Below are 23,864 nucleotides of genomic sequence, written 5' to 3'. Positions count from 1 at the left end.
GCACGGATCGCGGCGGCCTTCGAGCCTGCGGCGCGGGGCATCGTGCACGGCGAACTTACGTCCTGCCCGGCATCACGAGTGAAAGCAGCCTCCTTGATTCCGATTGACACCGGCAACCGGCACGGTAGTGCCGGCGACATGGATAACAGGCGCCCCTTGGATCGCCGGTGTAGCGGCCCGAGGCGCCGCTTCCGCGACTGCGCGTGCCCGCCGCTGGCCGGCACGGCCCCGGCCCCCGGCGTGGCCGCGGCGCGCCGACAAACGCTGCCATGACCCTTCGCCGCGCCTTGTTCTGCCTGGCCCTCGGCGAGACCATCGTCTGGGCCGGCCTCTATTACCTCTTTCCGGCGCTGCTGCTGCGATGGGAGGCCGCCGAGGCATGGCCGAAGACCCTGCTCACCGCCGCCTTCGCCGCGGCAGTGCTGGTATCGGCGGTGGTCTCGCCGCTCACCGGCCGGCTGATCGACCGCGGTCACGGGCCGCTGCTGATGGCGGGCTCGGCGCTGTTCGGCGCCGCCGTCCTCGCCGTGCTGCCCTTCGCCGGCTCGGTCGAGGTCTTTGCGGCCTTGTGGCTGCTGATCGGCATCGCGATGGGCGGCAGCCTCTACGAGCCCTGCTTTGCGCTGGTGACGAGGACCCGCGGCATCGAGGCACGGCGGGCAATCACGCTGATCACCCTCGTTGCGGGCTTTGCCGGCACGCTGTCCTTTCCGCTGAATCATCTCGTCGCGGAGGCGGCCGGATGGCATGCCGCCGCCTGGACCTTCGCGGTGCTGGTGGCCGGGATCGGCGCCCCGTTGCTGTGGGTCGGGGCGAGCCACCTGGAGCTGGGCTGGCGCGCGCGGCAGCCGGCCGCCGTCCCGTCAGCCAATGCGAACCCGGCGGCGCGGCCCCCGGCGATCTGGCGGAGCCCGGTCTTCTGGTCGCTCGCGGCAGGATTCTCGCTCCTCGGGATCAACCACGGCATCGTCCTGAACCATCTCTTGCCGATCCTCGCCGATCGCGGCATCGGTGCCGGCACCGCCGTCCTGGCGGCCTCGATGATTGGCCCGATGCAGGTGGCGGGGCGGGTAGCCCTGATGGTCTCCGAGCGGCACGTCTCGGGTCGGGCCGTGGCGACCGGCTGTTTCGTCGCCATCCTCCTCGCCACCGCCTCGCTGCTGCTTTCGGCGCTGGAGCCGGCCTTCGTCGCGCTCTTCGTCGTCCTGCAGGGCAGCGGCCACGGCATCATCAGCATCATGAAGCCGGTGATGATCCGGGACGTGCTGGGAGAGGCGAATTTCGGCGCGATCAGCGGCACCATCGCCGTGCCGTATCTCGCCTCCTTCGCCCTTTCGCCGTTCCTCGGCTCGGTGCTGTGGGAACTCGGCGGCTACGATCTGGCGCTCGTCGTCGGAGGAGTCTCGAGCCTCGTCGGCCTCGTCTGCTTCCGCATTGCGTCGCGCCCGCGGCCCGATCCAACGAGGACGTAGGCGGTTGGTTAGCAAGAATCTGTCAATCCAGCTTTACAGTACTTCTCAAGCCCCGGCTTTACGGTTAGCTTCGTTCCCATGAAGACCGTATTCCCGTTTTCCGCAATTGTCGGGCAGGACGCCATGCGGCTGGCGCTGACCATCGCGGCCGTCGATCCGACGGTGGGCGGCGTTCTGGTCTTCGGCGACCGCGGCACCGGCAAGTCGACGGCGGTGCGGGCCCTGGCGGCGGTGCTGCCGCCGATGCTCGCCGGCACCTGCGCCTATCGCTGCGATCCGGCGCGTCCCGCCGATGCCTGCGAGACGTGCGGCCGGCGTGGCGCGCGCCGGGCGCGGACGGAAAGCGTGCCGGTGCCGGTCGTCGACCTGCCGCTCGGCGCTACGGAGGACCGCATCGTCGGTGCGCTCGATCTCGAGCGGGCGCTGACCGCGGGCGAGAAGCGTTTCGAGCCGGGGCTGCTCGCCCGGGCCAATCGCGGCTTCCTCTATATCGACGAGATCAACCTGCTCGAGGACCACCTCGTCGACCTCCTGCTCGACGTTGCGGCCTCCGGCGAGAACGTCGTCGAGCGCGAGGGGCTGAGCGTGCGCCACCCTGCCCGCTTCGTGCTGATCGGCAGCGGCAATCCGGAGGAAGGCGAGCTCCGCCCGCAGCTGCTCGACCGCTTCGGCCTCTCCGTCGAAGTCGCGACGCCGACCGACCTGTCGACCCGCATCGAAGTGGTGAGGCGACGCGATGCCTTCGAGCGCGACCCCGAAGGCTTCGCCGCCGGCTACGACGCGGCCAATGCGGTCGTGCGCGAGACCATCCTGGCGGGGCGCCAGCGGCTGGCCTCCGTCGCGGTCCCGGATGCGACGCTCGAGAAGGCCGCCCAGCTGTCGCTGCGCCTCGGCACCGACGGGCTGCGCGGCGAGCTGACGCTGATGCGCGCCGCCCGGGCGCTGGCGGCGCTGGAGGGCGACGCCGTCGTCGAATGGACGCATCTCGCCCGCCTTGCCCCGCTTGCCTTGTCGCACCGACTCCGTCGTGATCCGCTCGACGAGGCGGGTTCGGCCGCCCGCGTCGAACGCGCCGTGGGCGAACTCGAAGCCGCGGCGTGAGCCTGCCCACCCTTTCCGCCGTCATCGACCGTCGCGAGGGCGCCGCGGACCCCCTCGCCGAGGCCTCCGTCGACCGCGCTGCCGCTCTCTGGGCGGAGGCGCTGGAGGCGGTCACCCTCTTTGCCGTCGATCCGGCCGTCGGCCTGTGGCTGCGGGCGCGTCCGGGTTTCGCCCGCGACAGCCTGATCGCCCGGCTCGCCGCGCTGCTGCCTGCCGACGAGCCGTTTCGCCGCATGCCGGCGGGCTGTGCGCCGGACGCGCTCGCCGGCGGCGTCGATCTCGCCGCGACGCTCGCCGCCGGCCGCCCGATCGCGCGCGCCGGCCTGCTCGCCGCCACGCATCGCGGCGTGCTGGTGGCCGCCATGGCCGAGCGGATGACGCCGCAGGCCCGCGGCCTGCTGGTCCAGTGCCTCGATACCGGCGCCGTCCGCATCGAGCGCGAGGGATTCTCCGCCGAGATTTCCGCCCGGATCGGGCTCCTCGCCCTCGACGAGGGCATCGGCCCCGACGAAGCGCCCGCGAACGCGCTGTGCGACCGGCTGGCGCTTTGCGTCGAACTCGACGGCGCCGACCCTCGCCACGGCGCGGCTCCCACCGTCGACCGCGCCGCGATCGCCGCGGCGCGCGAACGCCTGCCCCGGATAGAGGCCTGCGACGAGACGGTCGCCCTGCTCTGCCAGGCCGCTGCGGCGTTCGGCGTCGCCTCGTTGCGGGCCTCGGTGCTGGCGCTGCGCGTGGCGCGCGCCGCCGCCGCCCTGGCCGGCCTGCCTTGTGTCGGCAAGGAGGAGATCGCGGCGGCGATCCGCCACGTGCTGCTGCCACGTGCCACGCGCCTGCCCGCCGCGGCCGAACCGGACGACGCGCAGGAGACGGACGCGCCACCGGACGAGCCGCCGCCGGACGTGCCGCCGCCGGACGTGCCGCCGCCGAGCGGCGACGAGACCGATGGCAAGGCGCAAGGCGGCGCCCCGCCCGCCGACCTGGTCGTCGACGCCGCCGAGGCGCGGCTTCCCGAGGGACTGCTGGCGCGCCTCGCCGGCCAGGCACGGCCCGAGCGGGTGCGCAGCCCCGCCGGCCGGTCGGGCGCCGCGATGCGCACCCCGCGCCATGGACGCGTCGTCGGCACAAGGCCCGGCGACCCGCGACGCGAGCGGCTCGATCTCGTCGCCACGCTGGTCGCCGCCGCCCCATGGCAGGCACTGCGCCGGCGCGAGCGCCCGGGCGCTACCGGGGTGCTCGTCCGCGAGGACGACTTCCGCGTCCGGCGCTACCGGACTAATCGCGAGACCGCGACGATCTTCGCCGTCGATGCCTCCGGCTCGGCCGCCCTCGCCCGGCTGGCGGAAACCAAGGGCGCCGTCGAGATCATCCTGTCGGAGTGCTACGTCCGGCGCGACCGCGTGGCGCTGGTGGCCTTCCGCGGCACCAGGGCCGAGGTGCTGCTGCCGGAGACAAGGTCGCTGACCCGCGCCAAGCGGGCGCTCGCGGCGTTCCCCGCCGGCGGCGGCACGCCGCTCGCCGGCGGCATCGCCGCCGCCCTCGCCCTCGCCCGGACCTCGGCGCGCGAAGGCCGGACACCGCTGATCGCCCTCCTCACCGACGGGAGAGCCAATATCGGCGCCGGCGGCGTGGCGGGCCGCGCGGCGGCGGTCGACGACGCCCATGCCGCGGCGCGTGCCGTGCGCGCCGCCGGCATCGCCAGCCTGCTCATCGACACGGCACAGCGTCCCGGCAGCGCCGCGCGCGCGGTCGCCGATGCCATGGGGGCCACCTATCTGGCCTTGCCCCGCGCCGATTCCCGCGCCCTGTCGGCGGCGGTTTCCGCCGTGGCCCGCGACGGCCCACCGTGAGCCGCGCGCTCGACTGGGCGCGCGACGGCACCGGCTGGCCGCACCGGGATGCCAGCCGCTTCGTCGCCGCCGATGGCTTCGACTGGCACGTCCAGATCCTCGGCGAGGGTCCGGTGCTGCTGCTGGTCCACGGCACCGGCGCCTCGACCCACTCGTTCCGCGACATCGCGACCCGGCTCGCCGGCGACCATCGAGTGGTCATGGTCGACCTGCCCTTGCACGGCTTCACCGGTCGCTCGCCCTGGCGCCGGCCGTCGCTGCCCGGCATGGCGGCGATGCTGGGCTCGCTGCTCGACAGCCTCGCCCTGCGGCCTGTCCATGCGGCGGGCCATTCGGCAGGCGCGGCGATCCTCGTGCGCATGGCCCTCGACGGGCTGTTCTCGCCCGAGCGCATCGTTTCGCTCAACGGCGCGCTGCTGCCGTTTCCGGGCGTTGCGGCGCATCTCTTTCCGCAGCTCGCCAAGCTGCTCTTCCTCAATTCCTTCGCGCCGCGCTTCTTTTCCTGGCGGGCCCGCAACGGCGGCGCCGTCGCGCGGCTGATGGACAGCACCGGCTCGCGCCTGACGCCGGAGGGCATCGCCTATTACGAGCGGCTTCTGGCGAGCCCCCGCCACGTCGAGGGGGCGCTGACGATGATGGCCAACTGGGATCTGGAGACACTGGCGCGCGACCTGCCGCGCCTTGCGACGCCGCTCACCCTGATCGCCGGGACCCGCGACCGCGCCGTGCCGCCGGAGGTCTCGTTCAAGGTGGCGCGCATGGTCCGCGAAGGCGACGTCGTGGCGCTGACCGGCCTCGGCCATCTCGCGCACGAGGAGGCGCCGGACCGGGTCGCGGCGGCGATGCGCACGGCGTTCACGGGGCAGGCCGAGGCGGTTGCGGCCGACGCCTGAGCGTCGGCGCGCCCGGGTGGGCCGTGCCGTCAGGCCCGCGCGAATTCCTGCGGGTTGCGGCGCCAGACCGAGCGGTTGAGGCAGGCGGCGATCACCGCCCAGATGAGATACGGCACCAGCAGCCACGCCGCGATGGCGTCGATCGGCGCGAACAGCGCGATGTTGGCGGCAATGGCGAGCGCCATCGCCACGACGTCGACGAAGGCGAGGTCCGGACGGCGAATGCCGAAGAACAGCCACGACCACGCGGCGTTCAGCACCAGCTGCAGGCCGTAGACCGCGAACGGCAGCGCCACCAGCCCGGCCGTCTCGTAGACCCGCCAGCCGGCCACCGCGATCATCACGTAGAGCGCCGACCACACCACCGGGAAGGCCCAGTTCGGCGGCGTCCAGGAGGGCTTCTCGAGCCGCTGGTACCACGGGCCCGGCTTGAAGATCGCGCCGCTCATCGCGACGGCGAAGACCAGCACGAGAAACACCCCGAGGGTCAGCAGTGAGGCAAGGTTCATCGGACAGATTCCCGTGACGCGTGTTGGACCCGAACGGGCAATCTGGGGCTTATCCCGCCCGGGACCATAGCGGCCGGGGCCGCCGGCGTCACCGGAAGCGGCGCGGCATGCGGAACGGCAGCATCGCCTGGACGACCGGAAGCGCAAAGCGATCGAGATCGAGGCTTTCGTGGATCGCCGTAACGGTGCGCCCGAGCAGCCGGGTCTCCATCACCGACCGCGCGTAGAAGGGCGAATCCTCCAGCGTCTGGCGGATCCGCGGCGTGCTGGCGGCTTCCGATCGCGTCGCACGGGCGACCCGCCAGCGGGTCCGCGGCAGGTCGGCCGGCGGCGGCGGCTCGAAATCGGCGACGCCGGAGCCCGGATCGAAGCGGATCGCCAGCGAACAGGCCTCGCCTGCCCGGTCGACGAGATCGTAGAGCACCGCGGTGCCGTCCGGCAGGCTCGCCCGGCACCAGTTCCAGTTCCGGAAGCTCGCCTCGAGCGGCACCTCGCCGGTATTGAAGTCGAAATAGCCGCTGCCCGACCAGCTGAGGGCCGGCTGGTCGAGTTCGACCTCGACCCGCGCGCAGGGCGCGATCGGCCACCAGCAATGGTGGCCGTCGCGATCGAGGACCACCGGATGGTTCACTACCGCTTCCGGGTAGAGGCGCACGCGCCCCCGCACGCGCCGCGGGATCAGCGGCGTCACCTCGTCGATCTCAACGGTAAGGCCGGCGCCGTCCCAGCGCATGCTGCTCGGCCCGATCGCCAGCGTCTGCGGATCGCGGTGCAGGGCCGAGGCGCGCCGTTCGGTCATCGCCCAGCGCCGGCAGCCCGGACCATAGAGCGCGACGTTCAGCGAAACGTGATCGGCGGGCGCCCGCCGCCCGGCCCAGCGATAATAGGGCGAGAAGACGCTGCCGACGAAGCCGATCAGCGTCAGCCCGAAGGCGCCGTCGCCGGAGAGCGCGTCGACATACCACCAGGCATAGCCGCCGGGCGGGACCGGCTGGTCGAAGCGAGGTCCGCCTGGATGGCGTCCGACGCCAGCTTGCCCGACAGCGCCGCCATCGGCAGGCCGGCTCCGGGATGGACGCTGCCGCCGCAGAGATAGAGGCCGGGCAGGCTCGTTCGGGCCCCGGGCCGCCGGAACGAAGCCATCGACCCATGCGAGGCCCGCCCGTAGAGCGCTCCGCCCGTCCCCGGAAAGCGGCGCGCGAAATCGGAGGGCGTCGAAAGGTGCATCGAAGCCGACGCCCGGTCGACCCGGAAACCCGAAGCCTCCATTCTGGAGAACGCCGCTGTCAGGCATGTCTCGACCTCCCGTTGATCGAATGTCCGCGTGTCGCCGTCGGCCGGCGCGTTGATGATCAGGAACAGCCGCTCGGGACCCGTCTCCGGTCGCTCGCCGCGCTCGTTGCGATCGGCGGCGCAGACATAGACGGTGGGGTCGGACGGCAGCGTCCTGTTCCGGAGAATCTGCGTGAACTCGGCCTCGTAATTGTCTGAAAAGAAGACGTTGTGCCGGAGCAACGGAAAGTCACCCGCCGGCGCGACCACCGCCGCCGTCAGCGCTGACAGCGATCGCTCGGCGGCCGGCAAGGGCGGCCCTGCGGCAGCGGCGGCTTCGGGCCCGAGACGGCCGACGGCCAGCGCGCCGACGTCGCAATTGGCGACCACCACGTCGGCCGCGATCCATTCGCCACAAGCCAGCCGCACGCCCGCGACCCGCCCGTGCCGCGTCTCGACGGACTCGACCGCGGCGCCGTAGCGAAACAATGCGCCATGGCGCGTGGCGAGCCCCGCCAGCGCCTCGGCCAGCCGGTGCATGCCGCCGTCGATCAGCCAGACGCCGGCCTGTTCGACATGGGCGATCAGCATCAGCGTCGCCGGCGCGAGGAACGGCGAGGAGCCGCTGTAGGTGGCGTAGCGCCCGAACAGCTGGCGCAGGCGCGGGTCGGAGAACTGCGCCGCGAGCGATCGCCACAGCGTCGTCTGGGCGCCGATCCGCAGCATGCCGCCGAAACCGCGCGGCCCCGCCCGCGCCACCAGCGCCAGCGGCCCGGCGGGGCGCTCGGCGCGCATGAAGATCGGCGCCAGCGTGTCGTGGACGCCCTTGGCGCGCAGACAGAACTCTCGGTATTCCGCCGCGGCCCGCCGCCCCGCAAAGGCCTCGACGGCCCGTTCCGAGCGTTTCTGGTCGGCAAACAGATCGAGCCGCGATCCGTCGGCGAAGACGTGCCGCGCGATCGTCTCCGACCGTCGGATCGCGAGATGATCGGCCATTCGCTCGCCCGCCGCCGCGAAGATGTCCTCGAACACGTCGGGCATGGTGAACACGGTCGGCCCGACATCCATCGCCCGGCCGGCGACGACGGCCTCGCGCAGCTTGCCGCCAGGCGTGGCGTCCTTTTCCAGGACCGTGACGCCATGGCCGGCGGCAGCCAGCCGCGCCGCCGTCGCCAGTCCCGCAATCCCTGCCCCGATGATGGCGACGTGCATCCAGCGCCCTCGTTCCTGTGTATGGTAATCTTGACATGATGGGCGGACGGTTGTCCAATTTAGTTTACATCAACGGCGCTGCAGAGGATGGCCGGTCATGTCGAGCACCGCGGAGCCCGCCGGCGATACCGGCGGGGACCGGCCCTCTGGCTGGGCCGATCCGATCGGCGAGATCCGTCGCTTCTTCCGCCCCGCGCGCGAACGCTGGCGCGCGTTCAGGAACCGCAAGCTGGCCGACGCCGACTTCCAGGCGCGCGCCGCGCGTTTTCCCCTGACCCGGCCGATTGCCCGCGATGCCTCGCGGCGGCTGTTCGACCTATGCGCCGGCTTCGTCTACTCGCAGGTCCTCTCGGCCGGCGTGCAGCTTGGCCTCTACGAGGCCCTGCGCACCGGCCCGCTCCGGCTTGCCGACATCGCCGGCCGCATCGGTCTCGACCCGGATGCCGCCAGGGTGCTTCTGCGCGCGTCGGCGGCGCTCGACCTGGTCGAGATCGAGGACGGCGACGGCGAGGACGTCTACGCGCTGGGACCGCTCGGCGCGGCGCTGCTCGCCAACCCCGGTGCGCTGGCGATGATCAGGCATCACGACGCCCTGTATGCTGACCTCGCCGATCCCGTGGCGCTGCTGAAGGGCGGTGCCGGCCCCCGCCTGTCGCGCCTCTGGCCCTATGCCGCCCGCCGGGCACCCGAAGACGGCGAGTCGGCTGATGCCGCCGCGATCCCTGACGGCGCCGCCGACGACATGGCCGCCTACACCGATCTGATGGAGGCCAGCCAAGACATCGTCGCGCGGGAGGTGCTTGCCTCCATCGACCTGTCCTGGGCGCGCAAGGTTCTCGACGTCGGCGGCGGCAGCGGCCGGTTCCTCACCACCTTCGCCGCCCGCAACCCGCTGGCCGAGCTGCACCTCTTCGATCTGCCGGCCGTCGCGTCGGTCGCGCGCCAGCGCCTTGCCGCCTCGCGCTACGGCCGCCGGATCACCGTGCACGAGGGTGATTTCTTCACCGACCCGCTGCCCCAGGACTACGACCTCGCGACGCTGGTGCGGATCGTCCACGACCACGACGACGAGTCGGTGGTCCGGCTGCTGACGCGGCTCCGGGAAGGCCTGCGGCCGGGCGGCGTGGTGCTGATCGCCGAGCCGATGGGCGGCGACCGCCACAGCGGTCCCGTCGCGGACGCCTATTTCGGCTTCTATCTCCGCGCCATGGGCAGCGGCCGGCCGCGCACGCCGGAAGAGATCGCCGCGCTGATGAAGCGTGCCGGGCTGCAGCGGCCGCGCGAGGTGCGGACCGCCCTGCCGGTGGCGACAAGGATCGTGATCGCGGAAATACCGCGCCGCAGCGTCGCATTTGCTTGACAGCGGATAGTGTCAAGTTAGATTGACAGATAGTCAGTCGATTCCAGGTCCCCCAATGCCAAGCGATGCCATCCTCTTCGAGCAGCCGGGCCAGCTAGCGGTTCGCCGCATCGCCCTGCGCCAGCCGCAAGCGGGGGACGTCAGGGTCGAGGTTGCCTGTTGCGGCATCAGCACCGGCACCGAGCGCCTGCTGTTTTCCGGCGACATGCCGCCCTTCCCCGGCCTCGGCTATCCGCTGGTGCCGGGTTACGAGGCGGTCGGCCATGTCGCCGAGACCTTCGGCGACAGCGGCCTCCGCGTCGGCGACCGCGTCTTCGTGCCGGGCTCCAACGGCTTCATCGACGCCCGCGGCCTGTTCGGCGCGTCGGCATCGCAGCTGCTGGCGCAGGGACGGCGGGTCACCCGCCTCCCCGCCGGTATGGGCGAAGAGGCCGTGCTGCTCGCCCTCGCCGCCACTGCCCACCATGCCCTCGCCGCCGGCGACGGCCTGCCGGAACTCATCGTCGGCCATGGTGTACTCGGCCGCCTTTCCGCCCGCCTTGCCGTGGCGCTCGGCGGCAACCCGATCGTCTGGGAAACCGAGTCCCGCCGCCATGACGGCGCCGCCGGCTATGGGATCTGCCAGCCTTCCGACGACTCCCGGTCGGACTATGGCGTGATCCTCGATGTCAGCGGCGCCGCCGCCATTCTCGATCTGCTGATCCCGCGGCTCGCCCGCGGCGGCGAGATCGTCCTCGCCGGTTTCTACAAGGCGCCGCTCGGCTTCGCCTTTCCGCCCGCCTTCATGCGCGAGGCGCGCATCCGCGTCGCGGCCGAATGGCTGCCGGCGGACATGGAGGCCGTCACGCGGCTGGTCGCCGAAGGGCGCCTGTCGCTGGCCGGCCTCGTCACGCACAGACATGGGCCCGCCGATGCCGGCGCCGCCTACCGCACGGCGTTCGAGGACGTCTCCTGCCTGAAGATGATCCTGGAATGGGGAGCCACACAATGACCGCTCTGACCGAGACACGCGCCGCACGAGGCTCCACCGATGAGATGGTGGAACGCCTGCGCGCCGAGGCCGCCGAGCCGCTGGGCGCCGTCGCCTCCGGGCCGGTGACCAAGGAGACGCAGATCATCGCGATCTACGGCAAGGGCGGCATCGGCAAGTCCTTCACCCTCGCCAATCTCAGCTACATGATGGCCCAGCAGGGCAAGCGGGTGCTGCTCATCGGCTGCGACCCGAAATCCGACACGACCTCGTTGTTGTTCGGCGGCAAGGCCTGCCCGACCATCATCCAGACATCCTCGGCCAAGAAGGCCGCCGGCGAGGAAGTCGACGTCTCCGACGTCTGCTTCAAGCGCGACGGCGTCTTCGCCATGGAACTCGGCGGACCCGAGGTCGGCCGGGGCTGCGGCGGCCGCGGCATCATCCACGGCTTCGAGCTGCTGGAGAAGTTCGGCTTCCACGAATGGGGCTTCGACTACGTGCTGCTCGACTTCCTCGGCGACGTGGTCTGCGGCGGCTTCGGCCTGCCGATCGCCCGCGACATGTGCCAGAAGGTCATCGTCGTCGGCGCCAACGACCTGCAGTCGCTCTACGTCGCCAACAATGTCTGCTCGGCGGTGGAGTATTTCCGCAAGCTCGGCGGCAATGTCGGCGTCGCCGGCATGGTGGTGAACAAGGATGACGGCACCGGCGAGGCCGCGGCCTTCGCCAAGGCGGTCGGCATCCCGGTCCTGTCCTCGATCCCCGCCGACGAGGATATCCGCCGCAAGAGTGCCAACTACGAGATCGTCGGCATCCCCGGCGGCCGCTGGGCGGCGCTGTTCGAGGAGCTCGCCCAGAACGTCGCCGACGCGCCGCCGGTGCATCCGACGCCGCTGACCCAGGACGGCCTGCTGTCCCTGTTCTCCAGCGAGGAGAACAGCCGCAACGTCGTGCTGCAGCCGGCGAGCCAGGCCGACATGCGCGGCCGGCCGGTACCGGTCCGACCGTCCCTCGAAGTTGTCTACGACGACGCGTGAGGACCGGACGATGGATTACGGCCCCCGCGATCACGGCCCCGGCGACACCGACATCACGGACGGTGCGGGCCCCGCTGCCACGCCGGCGCGCGAAGGCGACGCCTCCTGCCATGCGGGCAAGGCCGAAATGCGCGCTGCCGCCGCTGCCGCCGGCAAGAGCGAGATCCTCGACCAGTACGCCAAGGATTACCCGCTGGGACCCCACGACCAGCCGCAATCGATGTGCCCGGCCTTCGGCTCGCTGCGGATCGGCCTCAGGATGCGGCGCACCGCGACCGTCCTCTCCGGCTCGGCCTGCTGCGTCTACGGCCTGACCTTCACGGCGCATTTCTACGGGGCGCGCCGCACCGTCGGCTACGTGCCTTTCAATTCCGAGACGCTGGTCACCGGCAAGCTCTTCGAGGATATCCGCGAGGCGGTCCACAAGCTTGCCGACCCCGCCCTCTACGACGCCATCGTCGTCACCAATCTCTGCGTGCCGACGGCCTCTGGCGTGCCGCTGCGGCTGCTGCCGAAATCGATCGACGGCGTCCGCATCATCGGCATCGACGTTCCCGGATTCGGCGTACCGACCCATGCCGAGGCGAAGGACATCCTTGCCGGCGCCATGCTCGCCTATGCCCGCGGCGAGGCCGAGCAGGGCCCGGTCGCCGCGCCCCGCGCGCCGCGCACCGACCGGCCGAGCGTCGCTTTGCTCGGCGAGATGTTCCCCGCAGACCCCATGGTCATCGGCCGCCTGCTGGAACCGCTCGGCCTTGCCGCCGGACCGGCGGTCCCGACCAGGGAGTGGCGCGAGCTCTACGCCGCGCTCGACTGCAGCGTTGCCGCGGCGATCCACCCCTTCTACACCGCGTCGATCCGCGAGTTCGAGAATGCCGGGCGCCCGGTGGTGGGCTCGGCGCCGGTCGGCAGCGACGGCACGGCCGACTGGCTGCGCGCCGTCGGCGAGGCCGCATCCGTTCCCGCTTTGCGCATCGAAGCCGCGCAGAACGCCATCCTGCCGGCGATCCGCGGCGCCATTGCCGGCTCGCCGATCAACGGCCGGATCACGCTGTCGGGCTATGAGGGCTCCGAGCTTCTGGTCGCCCGGCTGCTGGTCGAGAGCGGCGCAGACCTGCGTTATGTCGGCACCGCCTGCCCGCGCACAAGCTGGTCGGATCCCGACCGCGAGTGGCTGGAGGCCCGCGGCGTCCACGTCGTGTTCCGCGCCTCGCTGGAAAGCGACCTTGCCGCCTTCGAGGAATTCCGCCCGGACCTTGCCATCGGCACGACGCCGGTCGTCCAGAAGGCCAAGCAGTCGGGTACCCCGGCGCTGTATTTCACCAACCTGATCTCCGCCCGGCCGCTGATGGGCCCGGCGGGCGCCGGCTCGCTGGCCCAGGTGATCAACGCCGCGATCGCCTCGAAGGGCCGCTTCGACACGATGCGGGACTTCTTCGAGGGCGTCGGCTCCGGACACACCGCCGGCATCTGGGAGGACGTGCCCCCCGCGCCACGCAAGGTCAGCCGCCGCACCGACGTGCCGGTCAACGTCAAGTCGTCGTCCTACGACGCCGGGATGGGGGACGTCTGATGCTGGTCCTCGATCACGACCGCGCCGGCGGCTACTGGGGCGCCGTCTACGTCTTCGCCGCCGTGAAGGGCCTGCAGGTCGTCATCGACGGCCCGGTCGGCTGCGAGAACCTGCCGGTCACCTCGGTCCTGCACTACACCGACGCGCTGCCGCCGCACGAATTGCCGATCGTCGTCACCGGCCTGTCGGAAGACAATCTCGGCCAGACCGGCACCGAGGGCGCGATGAAGCGCGCCCACGCGACGCTCGACCCGACGCAGCCGGCGGTGGTGGTCACCGGCTCGATCGCCGAGATGATCGGCGGCGGGGTGACGCCCGAGGGCACCAACCTGAAGCGCTTCCTGCCCCGCACCATCGACGAGGACCAGTGGCAGTGCGCCGACCGCGCGATGAAATGGCTGCTGACCGAGTTCGGGCCGAAGAAGGGCCGGATCCCCGCGCCGCGCGAGCGCAAGGAGGGCGAGAAGCCCAAGGTCAACATCATCGGCGCCGCCTACGGCATGTTCAACATGCCGTCCGACCTCGCCGAAATCCGCCGGCTGATCGAGGGCATCGGCGCCGAGGTCAACTGCGTCTTCCCGCTCGGCAGCCATCTGCGCGACATCCCGAAGCTGACCGTCGCCGACGCCAATGTCTGCCTCTACCGCGAATACGGCCGCCAGCTCTGCGAGGCGCTGGAGCGCCCCTACCTCCAGGCGCCAATCGGCCTGCATTCCACCACCGCCTTCCTGCGCAAGCTCGGCGCGATGCTCGGGCTCGACCCCGAGCCGTTCATCGCCCGCGAGAAGCACACGACGATCAAGCCGCTCTGGGACCTCTGGCGCTCGGTCACCCAGGACTTCTTCGGCTCGGCGAGCTTCGCCGTCGTCGCCAACGAGACCTATGCGCGCGGCATCCGGCACTTCCTCGAGGACGAGATGGGCCTTCCCTGCACCTTCGCGGTACCGCGCAAGGCCGGCCAGAAGACGCTCAACGACACCGTCCGGCAGATGGTCAGGGACACGCCGCCGCTGGTGCTGTTCGGCAGCTACAACGAGCGCATGTATCTCGCCGAGACCGGCGGGCGCGGCACCTACATTCCCGCCTCGTTCCCGGGCGCCGCGATCCGACGGCACACCGGCACGCCCTTCATGGGCTACTCGGGCGCCACCTATCTCGTCCAGGAGGTCTGCAACGCCCTCTTCGACGCGCTGTTCGCCATCCTGCCGCTCGGCACCGAGATGGACCGGGTCGACCCGACCCCGGCCCGCCAGCGCGCCGAACTCGCCTGGGACAGCGCCGCCAACGCCGCCTTCGACGCGGTGATCGACCGCGAGCCGGTGCTGGTCCGGATCTCGGCCGCGCGGCGGCTCCGCGACCTGGCCGAACGCGCCTGCCGACAGGCCGGCCGCACCACGGTCACGCACGGGCACGTCGAACGCGCCCGGCAATGGCGGGAGGAACCGGCATGACGTGCCGCGGCCTCCCGTTCCCTCGTCCCCGCATCGACATGGAGGAAGTCCTATGAGCGTCGCCAACCGTCACACGGGGTCGCTGTTTCGTGCCGAGCGACAGGAGTACCGGCTGATCTACGCCCTTTCCTTCCCGCTATTCCTCGCCGTCTCGCTGATCTCGCGCCTGCTGCCGCCGCGGCTCCGGCCGCTGCCGTTCGAGCCCGGCTCGTATTTCGCCGTCGTCAGCGACGCCCGGGCCACGGCCCATTCGGTCCTTCCCTACGCCTTCATGCGGTGACGGCGCGGGAACCCCCGCTTCGACGGGGCCGGTGACAGGCCGGCGCCGACGAAGACTTGCAAGATCAACGGAGAAAGGAACATGGCAGATCATCTAACGGCAGCTGGCCGGGAAGCGGGGACGCTTTCCGGCATGACGGAAAGGGAGGCACAGGAGTTCAACGGACTCTTCGTGACGTCCTTCGCCGTCTTCACCGGCATCGCGGTCGTCGCGCACATTCTCGTCTGGATCTGGCGGCCCTGGCTGCAGACCCCCGAGGTCAGCGCGGCCAGCCTCGACATGGTGCAGCCCCTACTCACCCTCATCGGCTAGGAGGCGAACCCATGTGGCGAATCTGGCTTCTCTTCGATCCGCGCCGGGCCCTGATCGGGCTCTTCACCTTCCTTCTGGTGCTGGCGCTGCTCATCCACTTCATCCTGCTGTCGACGGCCCGCTTCAACTGGCTGGCCAATCCGACGGTCGTGCCGGTCCAGGTCGGACAGGTCGAGATGACGGTCCGGCCCAGCTAGGCCGGCCCAACGACAACAGGGGCGGCGCGCCGGTGTCCGCCGCCCCCCACCCGAACCATCCGGAGAGGATCTACCCGCCATGGCGATGCTGTCTTTCGAACGGAAATACCGGGTCCGCGGCGGCACCCTCGTCGGCGGCGACCTTTTCGACTTCTGGGTGGGGCCCTTCTATGTCGGGTTCTTCGGCGTCACAGCGGCGTTCTTCTCGCTGCTCGGGTCGCTGCTGATCTTCTACGACATCAGCCAGGGCGACACCTTCAACATCTTCGCCGTCAGCGTGGCGCCGCCGTCCATCGAGTATGGGCTGGGCCTTGCGCCGCTCGACGACGGCGGCATCTGGCAACTCGTCACCATGTGCGCGATCGGCGGCTTCGTCTCCTGGACGCTGCGCGAGATCGAGATCTGCCGCAAGCTCGGCATCGGCTGGCACGTGCCGATCGCCTATTCCTTCGCGGTGCTGGCCTACGTGTCACTGGTGGTCATCCGGCCGCTGCTGCTGGGCGCCTGGGGCCACGGCTTTCCCTACGGCATCATGAGCCATTTGGACTGGGTCTCGAACGTCGGCTACCAGTTCCTGCACTTCCACCTGAACCCGGCGCACATGCTGGCGGTGACGTTCTTCTTCACCACGACGATGTTTCTCGGCCTGCATGCCGGCGTGATCCTTGCGGCCGTCAATCCCGGCAAGGGCCAGGCGGTCAAGTATGGCGAGCACGAGAACGCCTATTTCCGCGACTTCATCTGCTACTCGATCGGCCCCTACGGCATCCACCGTCTCGGCCTGTTCTTCGCCCTGAACGCCGGATTCTGGAGCGCGGTCTGCATCATCATCTCCGGCCCGTTCTGGGACGGCCCGTGGCCGAACTGGTTCGACTTCTACCTGCAGACCCCCGCCACCATCGGCAACGTCAGCTACTGAGGGGAGGATCCGCCATGGGCTACTACGCCAGCATCTACAACAGGGTCCAGATACGCGGGCCCTTCGACCCCGGGGTGCCGCTGCCGGCCGGCGACGTTCCCCGCATCCAGTCCAAGGGGTTCAGCCATCTCCTCGGCAGGATCGGCGACCCGCAGCTGGGCCCGCTCTATCTCGGCTGGTCCGGCGCGGCGTCGCTCGCCTTCGGCTTCATCGCCATCGAGATCATCGGGCTCAACATGTGGGCCTCGGTGGATTGGGACCCTTATGCCTTCGTGCGCAACCTGGCGTTCCTGTCGCTCGACCCGCCGCCGGCGAAATACGGGCTGAACCCGCTGGTGCCGCTGGGCGACGGCGGCTGGTGGATCCTCGCCGGCTTCTTCCTGACCTCGTCCGTGCTGCTCTGGTGGGTCAGGTCCTACACCCGGGCCCGGGCCCTCGGCATGGGCACCCACACATCCTGGGCCTTCGCCTCGGCGATCTTCCTGTTCCTCAGCCTCGGCCTGTTCCGGCCGGTGCTCATGGGCTCGTGGTCGGAGGCGGTGCCCTTCGGCATCATCACCCACCTCAACTGGACGGCGTCGGTCTCGGTGCTCTACGGCAACTGGTACTACAACCCGTTCCACATGCTCTCGATCGTCTTCCTCTACGGCTCGACGATGCTGTTCGCGATGCACGGGGCGACGATCCTCGCCGTCTCGCGCTTCGGCGGAGAGCGCGAGGCGGAGGAGATCGTCGACCGCGGCACCGCGGCCGAGCGCGCCGGCCTGTTCTGGCGCTGGACCATGGGCTTCAACGCCTCCTACGAGTCGATCCACCGCTGGGCCTGGTGGTTCGCGGTGCTGACCACCTTCACCGGCGCCATCGGCGTGCTGCTCACCGGCACGGTGGTGGACAACTGGTATCTCTGGGGCGTGCGGCACGGCATCGCGCCCGAATATCCCTCGGTCTATCCCGCCTTCCCCACCCCTGACGACACGATGATGAGGAGCGTCGTACAATGAGATCCGCTCCCATCGTCCTTTCCATCGTCGCGGGCGCCCTGGCGCTGCTCGGGCTGGCGATACCGCCCTGGATCCTGCCGCCGATCGAGACCACCTCGACCGGCGCGCCGGGGACCGGGCTGGAGATACTCCGGGACGGCGACCGCCAGCTGCAATATGCCGCGCTCCCGGTGCCGCTGGAACCGGCCGACAACGAGGGAAGCCCGCTGGCCAGCGAGATCTACGCCAACGTTCAGGTTCTGGGTAACCTGACCGACGCGGAGTTCACCCGACTGATGCTGGCGATCACCGAATGGGTCGCACCGGTTCAGGGGTGCGAATACTGCCACGACCTGACGTCCGAGGAGGGCTTCGCCAGCGACGCCCTGTACACGAAGGTCGTGTCCCGCACGATGCTTCGCATGGTCCAGCACATCAACGCCCAGTGGGCCGAGCATGTCGCCCCCTCGGGCGTGACCTGCTACACCTGCCATCGCGGCCAGAACGTGCCGCCGGCGCTGTGGTACGCGCAGGAAGAACCCTCGGGCGACCAGTTCCTCGGCAAGCCGCAGGCCTGGCACCTCGAGGCCAAGTCGGTTCTCCAGTTCTTCTCGGACGTGCCCTACACCCAGTACCTCACGGCCGACCCGCTGACGGCGAACATCATCTCGCGCGATCCGTTTGCCGGCTCCGACGTGCCGCGCGTCACGACGGAGCAGGCGGAGAACCTCTACATCCTGATGATGCAGATGTCGGAAGCGCTCGGGGTCAACTGCACCTACTGCCACAACTCCCGCTCCTTCGTGGACTGGACGCAGTCGACGCCGTTCCGCTGGATCGCCTATTGGGGCATCCGGATGGTCCGGGACATCAACGCCGATTACATCGAGCCACTGGCCTCGGTATTCCCTGCCAACCGCAAGGGCCCGCTCGGCGACCCGGGCAAGGTCAACTGCCGCACCTGCCACTACGGCAACAACAAGCCACTCGGCGGCTACAACCTGCTCGAGCATTATCTGGCCGGTCTGACGGTTGACGGGCAGCTGCCGGACCCGGGTCCGAAACAGGCGATCATCCTCGGCCAGGCCCAGCCCGTTGCCCAGGTCGGACCCGATGCCGACGCCGCGCAGCCGGGCCCGGTGGCGCCACCGGTGTCGGGGGAAGCGATCGAGCAGTCGGTCGAGCCCGCCGGCGAAGGCACCGGGCTGCCGTCGCCGGGCGAGCCGGGCGCGCCGGCTGCCGACCCGACCCTCGGCGGTACGGTCACCCCGGTGCCGGAGGCGCCGGGTGCCCCCGCCGCGCCGCCGCCGGGTCCGAGCGATGCGCGGGCCCCCGACGGAACCGCGCCACAGGCACCGGTTCCCGGCGGTCCCGGGACACCGCCTCCGGGGCCGGACGCCAACGAAGCGCCCTCGACCGGCCAGCCGCCGAGCAATCCGCCAGCGCCGCCCCCGCCACCGGCAGCCGCACCCACACCGGCGGCACCCGCGGCGACACCTGCACCCCCCGCATCAGCCCCGCCAGCGGCGGCACCGGCGGCGCCACCCGCCCCCCCGGCGGCAGCCCCGCCAGCGGCGGAAGCTCCGGCCCAGGCCCCGACGACAATCGTCCCGGCGCCCCAGAACTGATCCGCCGGCACCATCGCCAGCTTCAAGAAATAGGCGCCTCGCGGGGCGCCTTTTTCTTTGTCAGGCCTTGAGCATCGAGGCGGGGCGACGACCGCGACGCCGGCCGTCGCAGCGAGGCAGTCCCTGCTCGATCCGCCGCCGATGAGCGGAGACCTTTCCCGGGCGAACGGAATCGCGGCCGCGCCCGCCGACGCTTCCCGGCGCACCGGCGCACCGGCGCGCGGAAGTCGTCCCGACCTCGATCGGGGTGAAGTCCCGTCCCGTACCGGCGTCATTGCCCTATCAACTGGAAAGGGTGTGTTGGATGACATGCGCCGGCGACTGCCTTCCCCCGTTTGGCTCCTTGATCGAGAACATGGACGAGGTGGCGCCATCGCTTGCCTCCGACGGCCTGCTGCCGATCCTTCCCGAGTCCTCCCGGAAGAAGTGGGACGGAGCGGCACGAAAGAGTCGAGCGCCGCCGGTGGAGGCCGGCTTTCGCAGAGCTACGCCACCGTCCGACAATCCCAAGGCGGGAGCTTTTGGAACGTCGTGCCGAGCAACTCACCTACCAGCGTATTCTTCAGAGAGGCGGGCGCCCCTCTGGCGTGAACGCGGCGATCGCCAAGAGCCTGGCCGTTTGCCGGGACGACAACGAGCTCCGGCGTGGCACGGACTTGCGGGCGGAGGCGAACGAACGGCTTGTCGGCGCGGCCGAGTCGGCGGCCGCTTGATCGTCGCCGAGGACGGCTTCACCCGGACGCAGAGCGCCGGGTCATGCCCAGTCGCCGCCGGTCGACCAACCGCAGTCCGGCGGTCGGCGCCGGCGCCGGGAGGAGATCAGTGGACGATCGCCGGCCGCAGGCTGGCGGCGTCGAGCGCGAGCGCGATGGCCGGTTCGCTCCCCGGCGCAGCGGCCTCGGCGACGAGATCGGCGAAGATCCGGTCGAGCCGCGAAACGTCGAGGTCCCTGCCGATCGCCAGGGCGCGCGGCGCCTCGGATGGCGAGGGCACATGCGCCGCGATCGACGGGCGCCCGCCGGCGACGTCGAAGCGCAGCCAGCCCTCTCCGGCGCGAACGATGCCCTTCATCCGGGCGATCTCCCCGACCTCGCCGGCGGCGATGGCGGCCAGCGTCTCGCGCAGCCGCTCGGCGTCCACGGCGCCGGCGAGATGCCGGCTCCAGGAGGTGAACCCCATCGCCACATCGGCATGATCGTGCGGATGGGCGTGGTCGTGCGGCGCGCCGCCCGGCCCGGCCGAATGGTGGTCGTGCGCCGGGTGGTCATGGTCATCGGCGTGGTGACCGTGCGACGGGTGATGGTGGCCCCCGTGAGCGTGAGACCCGTGACCATTGGTCCCGTGGTCGTGGGATCCGTGGTCATGGGACCCGTGGTCGTGGCGATGCGCCAACTGAGCCGGCATCGCCGCCGCCCTGCCGTGGACAGGCGCGGCGCCGTTCGGCGCCGGCGTGGCAGCGGCGTGAGCCTCATGGCTCGGGCCATGGCGGTGCCCGGACGCTTCTGTCTCCTCCGTGTCCCGCCAGTCCGACAGCGCCGCCGACGGGTCGATCCCGGCTTCGACCACGCCGTAGCGGGCCGGCAGGATCTGCGCCGCCGGGTTGAGCGCCGTGAGCGTCTCGCGCACCGTTTCGCGTTCGCCGGTGGTGACGAGGTCGGTCTTGTTGAGGATGAACACCGGCGCGAGCCTTGCCTGCAGGCGGAAATACTCGGGCATCCGGGCAAAATCGCGCAGGAAGGCGCCGGCATCGATCACCGTGTAGAGCCGCAGCGACTTCACTAGCGCCTTGATCTCCGGCTCGTGCAACACCTTAAGCAGCGAGGCGACGTCGGCGACGCCGGACGGCTCGATCAGGACGCGCTGCGGCTTGATGCGGGCGACCACCTCGCGCAGCTGCGCCGACAGGTCCTTGCGCAGCGAACAGCAGATGCAGCCATTGGCGAGTTCGACGACGTCGGCGCCCTGCCCTTCGAGCAGCGAGCCGTCGATGCCGAGCTCGCCGAAATCGTTGACGAGGACGACGGTCTTCACGGTCGGGTCCGCCTCGGCCAGCATCCGCCGCAGCGTCGTCGTCTTGCCCGCGCCGAGGAAGCCGACGACGATCTCGGCGTCGAAGGGCTGGCGTTCGCCGCGCGATTTCAGCCCCGGCGCCCAGATCGCGCCGGTCGGCATCGGCAGCACCAGCATCCAGTGCTCGAGGATGGCGAGGCCCATCAGCACCGCCAGGAACGTGTAGCCGGCGCGCTCGAACGTGGTTGCGCCCTCCGCCATGGCGGCGACGACGAGCAGCGCGGTGATCACCGTCGAGATCGTCACCGAGAACGGAAACAGCAGGTTCATCGAGCGCTTGTTGAGGAACCCCTTGAGGAATTCGAGATGCTCGGGAAGGAATTCCTCGTTCAGGTTGCGCACGCCGAGGAAGACGTTGAGCTTGGCGCTCTGGTGCATCCACCACAGCACCATGAAGGTCCACATGCCGATCTGGTTCGGCCCGCCCCAGGTCAGCCAGACGACGGCCGCGGCCGCCGCGATGATCGCCAGCTCGTGATAGAGGCTGGTCTGGATGGCGTGGCCGAAATGCTTCCAGCCGCGGCAGTTCTCCGGGCAGGGCTGCTTCCGGCTGCCGGTGACGTAGCCCATGTAGAAGCTCATCTCCTGCCAGCCCCAGGCGAGCAGGCCGAAGCTGAAGGCCCAGTAGGCGCCGGCGACGGTCGCGTCGGTGGCCGTGCGCTCGAGGCCGATCAGCGAGATGGCGAAGATCACCGTCGCGCCGATCATCGAGTACTTGAAGGTCCAGCGCGGCAAGCCGTCGAGATAGATGATCAGCACCGTCGAGGCCCACCAGACGCCGAGGGCGAAGAGCGCGGGATAGAGATACTCGGTCATCGACGGGACTCCACGGCATCGGGATGAGGCAGGCGACCGCCCCGTCCCGAGGCTCGGGACAGGGCGGCCATGTCGGCGCGGCGGCGCGCGGCGGCGGCTACCAGGCGGGAACCAGCCGGCTGTCGGCGGGGATCTCGTTGCGGATGACCGGCAGCGCGTAGAGCCGGGCGAAGGTGGCCGCGGCGACCGCCTTGCCCTTCCACGCCATCAGCCGGCCGGACAGCCCTCCCTTCGCCTGGCCCGCCGCGATGCTGCGGCTGGCCGCGAGGATGCGCTCGAGGCCGGCGCGGAAGCGCGGATCGTCGATGTCGAGCATGATCGGGAAGACCTGCCGTGAGATGTCCGAGGTGATGCGGAACACCCGGTAGTCGTACTGCGTCGGGTCGAGGCCGAGGGCCTTGTGGAACTCCGGCCTTGCATGGTCGCGGACGTACATCGTCGCGAACACCGCCAGCAGGAAGAACCGGATCCAGAGCTTGTTGCGCCCTTCGAGGACGCTGCGGTCGGCGCGCATCAGCAGCGAGAACGCCTCGCCGTGGCGGAACTCGTCGTTGCACCACTTCTCGAACCACTTGAAGATCGGGTGGAAGCGGCGCTCCGGGTGCTGCTCCAGGTGCCGGTAGATGGCGATATAGCGGGCGTAGCCGATCTTCTCCGACAGATAGGTGGCGTAGTAGATGAATTTCGGCTGGAAGTAGGTGTACTTCTTGGCCTTGGTCAGGAAGCCGAGATTGACGCCGATGCCGAACTCCTTGAGCGCATCGTTGATGAAGCCGGCATGACGCGCCTCGTCGCGGCTCATGTAGGAGAAAAGCTCGCAGATGTCCGGATTGGTGCCGCGCCGCTTCATCTCCTTGTAGAGCACGCAGCCGGAGAATTCGGCGGTCAGTGACGAGACGAGGAAGTCGACGAACTCCTTGCGCAGGCCCTCCGGCAGGCTGTCCAGCTCGATCGAGTTCCAGTCGGCGTTGCGCCGGAAATGTCCCTTGTTGGGATCGGACTTCATCTCGGCGATGAGTTCGTCCCATTCCCGCCGCACGCCGGAAACGTCGACCTTGTCGAGCTTCTCGAAGTCGGTCGTGTAGAAGCGCGGCGCGAGCAGCGTATCCTCCTGGGCCGCCTTCGTCGTCTCGTTCGGTGCCTCGCCTGCCGCGGCGATCGTCGTATGCGCGTTCATAGGGATGCCCTTTCGGAAAACGAGAACTCGCAGAGTTCCATGAATTCGAGATCGCCGGTCATCCGCACCCAGGTCTTCTCCAGCCAGCCGGCGCGCTTGATCGTCGCGACGCGGCGCACGCTGGCGCGATGGCCGTAGGGCACCTCGACCGGGGCGCCGTGCACCAGCACCTCGTCGCCCGGCTCGACCGTGACGCCGCCATCGAAGCGCACATGCGCCTCGAGGCTCTCGAAGGTGTTGACCACTTCGACGGTGCAGCCGACCTCTTCACGGCGGCCGCCCAACAATGCCTGGATCATCGGTTCTCCTCCCGTGCGGGATCGAGCAGGGCCGCGAAGGACCCGATATTGGTCGAGCCGAAGGCGCGCAGCTCGATCTGCTGCGGCGTCTGCGGGTCTTCCAGCACCAGCCGCCCGTCCGCCTTCAGCGCCAGGACGAACGGCTCGGCGCTGTCGATGCCCTTGCGCAGGCGGTTGCGCTGCAGGTTGCGCAACGCCTCGATGGCAAAGGCGCCCTCGCCCTCCCCGACGGTGATCAGCGGGGCGCGGCTGCGGGCGTCGAGCAGCGCGGCCGACCCGTCCGGCCGCTCGTCCAGCGCAAGGCCGCGTTGCGCCACCGTCGCGACGGCCGGCGTTCCCGCGAGGCCAACCCCGGTCACCCGCCCGGCGCCGATCACGACGATCGCGCCGATCGCCAGCGCCGCCGCGCCGAACAGGATGGGTTTCGGAATCGGCCGGTCCGGGGTCGGGTAGAAATTGATCGCGCTCGGGCGGGCTCTGGCCATC

At 70.4% G+C, this 23,864-nt stretch carries 22 protein-coding genes; 15 read left to right on the top strand and 7 right to left on the bottom strand.

Going from position 1 to position 23,864, the window contains the following annotated elements; all coding sequences use genetic code 11:
• Nucleotides 1-269 precede the first annotated feature (269 nt).
• The 4 genes from LXB15_RS06425 to bchO all read left to right on the top strand — a co-directional run bounded on the left by LXB15_RS06425 (nt 270) and on the right by bchO (nt 5,316).
• A complete protein-coding gene (locus LXB15_RS06425; RefSeq protein WP_233951769.1) occupies nt 270-1,472 on the top strand; it encodes an MFS transporter in 1,203 nt (400 codons plus the stop codon).
• 78 nt (nt 1,473-1,550) lie between these two features.
• Entirely contained in the window at nt 1,551-2,573 is a 1,023-nt protein-coding gene (gene bchI / locus LXB15_RS06420) for a magnesium chelatase ATPase subunit I (RefSeq protein ID WP_233951767.1), read from the top strand.
• The gene (locus tag LXB15_RS06415; RefSeq protein WP_233951765.1) at nt 2,570-4,423 is read left to right on the top strand and encodes a magnesium chelatase subunit D; all 1,854 of its coding nucleotides are present in this window, start codon (nt 2,570-2,572) and stop codon (nt 4,421-4,423) included. The genes bchI and LXB15_RS06415 overlap by 4 nt, the downstream gene beginning before the upstream one ends.
• Complete coding sequence (gene bchO, locus LXB15_RS06410) at nt 4,420-5,316, top strand: alpha/beta fold hydrolase BchO (protein WP_233951763.1); 897 nt, start codon at nt 4,420-4,422, stop codon at nt 5,314-5,316. The genes LXB15_RS06415 and bchO overlap by 4 nt, the downstream gene beginning before the upstream one ends.
• Nucleotides 5,317-5,345: 29 nt before the next feature.
• On the opposite strand, the gene LXB15_RS06405 is transcribed toward bchO, so the two are convergent.
• The 3 genes from LXB15_RS06405 to crtD all read right to left on the bottom strand — a co-directional run bounded on the left by LXB15_RS06405 (nt 5,346) and on the right by crtD (nt 8,309).
• On the bottom strand, nt 5,346-5,825 hold the full coding sequence (locus tag LXB15_RS06405; RefSeq protein WP_233951762.1) for a TspO/MBR family protein: 480 nt from the start codon (nt 5,823-5,825) through the stop codon (nt 5,346-5,348).
• An 88-nt stretch (nt 5,826-5,913) separates the two neighbouring features.
• Nucleotides 5,914-6,624, bottom strand: coding sequence for a carotenoid 1,2-hydratase (locus tag LXB15_RS06400; RefSeq protein WP_370640182.1), 711 nt, complete (start codon nt 6,622-6,624; stop codon nt 5,914-5,916).
• A gap of 122 nt (nt 6,625-6,746) precedes the next feature.
• Entirely contained in the window at nt 6,747-8,309 is a 1,563-nt protein-coding gene (gene crtD / locus LXB15_RS06395; protein WP_233951761.1) for a 1-hydroxycarotenoid 3,4-desaturase CrtD, read from the bottom strand.
• A 97-nt stretch (nt 8,310-8,406) separates the two neighbouring features.
• On the opposite strand from crtD, the gene LXB15_RS06390 reads away from it, so the two are divergent.
• From LXB15_RS06390 to pufC, 11 genes are all read left to right on the top strand, one after another.
• Nucleotides 8,407-9,669, top strand: coding sequence for an acetylserotonin O-methyltransferase (locus tag LXB15_RS06390; RefSeq protein ID WP_233951760.1), 1,263 nt, complete (start codon nt 8,407-8,409; stop codon nt 9,667-9,669).
• 55 nt (nt 9,670-9,724) lie between these two features.
• Nucleotides 9,725-10,660 carry a chlorophyll synthesis pathway protein BchC gene (bchC, locus tag LXB15_RS06385; protein WP_233951759.1) on the top strand — a complete coding sequence of 312 codons (936 nt, stop codon included), beginning with the start codon at nt 9,725-9,727 and terminating at the stop codon, nt 10,658-10,660.
• Entirely contained in the window at nt 10,657-11,676 is a 1,020-nt protein-coding gene (locus LXB15_RS06380) for a chlorophyllide a reductase iron protein subunit X (protein ID WP_370640181.1), read from the top strand. The genes bchC and LXB15_RS06380 overlap by 4 nt, the downstream gene beginning before the upstream one ends.
• A gap of 10 nt (nt 11,677-11,686) precedes the next feature.
• Complete coding sequence (bchY, locus tag LXB15_RS06375) at nt 11,687-13,249, top strand: chlorophyllide a reductase subunit Y (protein WP_233951758.1); 1,563 nt, start codon at nt 11,687-11,689, stop codon at nt 13,247-13,249.
• A complete protein-coding gene (bchZ, locus tag LXB15_RS06370; RefSeq protein ID WP_233951757.1) occupies nt 13,249-14,700 on the top strand; it encodes a chlorophyllide a reductase subunit Z in 1,452 nt (483 codons plus the stop codon). The genes bchY and bchZ overlap by 1 nt, the downstream gene beginning before the upstream one ends.
• Before the next feature lie 52 nt (nt 14,701-14,752).
• Entirely contained in the window at nt 14,753-14,980 is a 228-nt protein-coding gene (locus LXB15_RS06365; RefSeq protein ID WP_233951756.1) for a hypothetical protein, read from the top strand.
• Between the two features lie 81 nt (nt 14,981-15,061).
• A complete protein-coding gene (gene pufB, locus LXB15_RS06360) occupies nt 15,062-15,292 on the top strand; it encodes a light-harvesting antenna LH1, beta subunit (RefSeq protein ID WP_233951755.1) in 231 nt (76 codons plus the stop codon).
• An 11-nt stretch (nt 15,293-15,303) separates the two neighbouring features.
• A complete protein-coding gene (gene pufA / locus LXB15_RS06355; protein ID WP_233951753.1) occupies nt 15,304-15,489 on the top strand; it encodes a light-harvesting antenna LH1, alpha subunit in 186 nt (61 codons plus the stop codon).
• Between the two features lie 79 nt (nt 15,490-15,568).
• Nucleotides 15,569-16,408 (top strand): photosynthetic reaction center subunit L, encoded by an 840-nt coding sequence (pufL, locus tag LXB15_RS06350; RefSeq protein ID WP_233951751.1) that lies wholly within the window; start codon nt 15,569-15,571, stop codon nt 16,406-16,408.
• Nucleotides 16,409-16,422: 14 nt separating this feature from the next.
• The gene (pufM, locus tag LXB15_RS06345; RefSeq protein WP_233951749.1) at nt 16,423-17,409 is read left to right on the top strand and encodes a photosynthetic reaction center subunit M; all 987 of its coding nucleotides are present in this window, start codon (nt 16,423-16,425) and stop codon (nt 17,407-17,409) included.
• Entirely contained in the window at nt 17,406-19,016 is a 1,611-nt protein-coding gene (gene pufC / locus LXB15_RS21005; protein ID WP_304502387.1) for a photosynthetic reaction center cytochrome PufC, read from the top strand. The genes pufM and pufC overlap by 4 nt, the downstream gene beginning before the upstream one ends.
• A gap of 819 nt (nt 19,017-19,835) precedes the next feature.
• Here pufC and puhE read toward each other — a convergent pair.
• The 4 genes from puhE to puhC form a co-directional block, all read right to left on the bottom strand.
• Nucleotides 19,836-21,902: a putative photosynthetic complex assembly protein PuhE gene (gene puhE / locus LXB15_RS06335; RefSeq protein WP_233951747.1), complete on the bottom strand. Its 2,067-nt coding sequence runs from the start codon at nt 21,900-21,902 to the stop codon at nt 19,836-19,838.
• A 97-nt stretch (nt 21,903-21,999) separates the two neighbouring features.
• A complete protein-coding gene (acsF, locus tag LXB15_RS06330) occupies nt 22,000-23,079 on the bottom strand; it encodes a magnesium-protoporphyrin IX monomethyl ester (oxidative) cyclase (RefSeq protein ID WP_233951746.1) in 1,080 nt (359 codons plus the stop codon).
• The gene (locus tag LXB15_RS06325) at nt 23,076-23,378 is read right to left on the bottom strand and encodes a hypothetical protein (RefSeq protein ID WP_233951744.1); all 303 of its coding nucleotides are present in this window, start codon (nt 23,376-23,378) and stop codon (nt 23,076-23,078) included. The genes acsF and LXB15_RS06325 overlap by 4 nt, the downstream gene beginning before the upstream one ends.
• Nucleotides 23,375-23,863: a photosynthetic complex assembly protein PuhC gene (puhC, locus tag LXB15_RS06320; RefSeq protein WP_233951743.1), complete on the bottom strand. Its 489-nt coding sequence runs from the start codon at nt 23,861-23,863 to the stop codon at nt 23,375-23,377. The genes LXB15_RS06325 and puhC overlap by 4 nt, the downstream gene beginning before the upstream one ends.
• Nucleotide 23,864: the final 1 nt, after the last annotated feature.

This window comes from Aurantimonas sp. HBX-1 (assembly GCF_021391535.1).
Lineage (GTDB): Bacteria > Pseudomonadota > Alphaproteobacteria > Rhizobiales > Rhizobiaceae > Aurantimonas.
The sequence above is the reverse complement of the archived record's forward strand: the minus strand, read 5'-3'. Positions and strand labels throughout refer to the sequence as shown.